At 66.9% G+C, this 1,045-nt stretch carries 1 protein-coding gene; it reads right to left on the reverse strand.

Annotated features, from left to right (window positions below):
• A partial coding sequence (locus HMPREF2886_RS09010) for a BCCT family transporter (protein WP_139148400.1) occupies window positions 1-1,045 on the reverse strand: 1,045 nt, incomplete at both ends.

The following is a 1,045-nucleotide window of genomic DNA, read 5'->3' on the forward strand; positions in this document are numbered from 1 at the left end:
CACCTGGACCTCGTAGCCCTGCTTGCGCAGTTCGGCGGCGACGTCCTCGCAAGCCGGTCGCGCCACATCGGTGATGAAGCGGTTGACGTGGCTGCGCCTTGGGAACATGGCGATGTTGCGCAGGCGGCGCTGCCAACCGTCGCCCTCGCTTGCGCCGCTGCGCGTGGTGGGGCGGGAGAAGGTCAGCGCCTGGTAGCGGATGCCGCGCTTGGTGGCATCCAGGTGCAGCGCCTTGAACAGGCCCCAGATCGACGCCAGGAGCACGATGGAGAACGGCAGCGCGCTGGCGATGGTCGCGGTTTGCAGCGCCTTGAGGCCATCGGCGAGGAGCAGGGCGATGGCCACCACGCCCATCAGCACCGACCAGAATATCCGCTGCCAGAGCGGCGAGTGGTCCTTGCCGCTGGAGGCCAGCATGTCCACCACCAGCGCGCCGGAGTCGGCCGAGGTGACGAAGAACACCACCACCATCAGCACCGCCACCAGCGAGATCACGCTGCCCAGCGGGAAGTGCTCGAGGAAGGCGAACAGCGCCACCGAACTGTCCTGGTTGACCACTTCGGCCAACTGGGTGAAGCCCTCCTGCAGGACCATGTGGATGGCGGTATCGCCGAACACCGTCATCCACAGCAGGGTGAAGCCGGCCGGGACGAACAGCACGCCGCAGACGAACTCGCGGATGGTGCGGCCGCGCGAGATGCGGGCGATGAACAGGCCGACGAAGGGCGACCAGGACAGCCACCAGCCCCAGTACAGCAGGGTCCAGCCGCCGATCCAGTCGGTGGGCTCGTAGGCGTACAGGTTGAAGGTCTTGTTGACGATGTCGGACAGGTAGGCCCCGGTGTTCTGCACGTAGGTCTGCAGGAGGAACACGGTCGGCCCGAGGACCAGCACGAAGAGCAGCAGGATCACCGCCAGGCTCAGATTCAGTTCGGACAGGATGCGGATGCCGCGGTCCAGTCCGCTGGCCACCGAGAGCGTGGCGAGGCCGCAGGTGGCGGCGATCAGGACGATCTGCACGGTCTGGTTGACCGGCCAGCCGAAC

The sequence above is a fragment of the Pseudomonas sp. HMSC066A08 genome (assembly GCF_001813025.1).
GTDB classification, from domain to species: Bacteria; Pseudomonadota; Gammaproteobacteria; order Pseudomonadales; family Pseudomonadaceae; genus Pseudomonas; species Pseudomonas aeruginosa.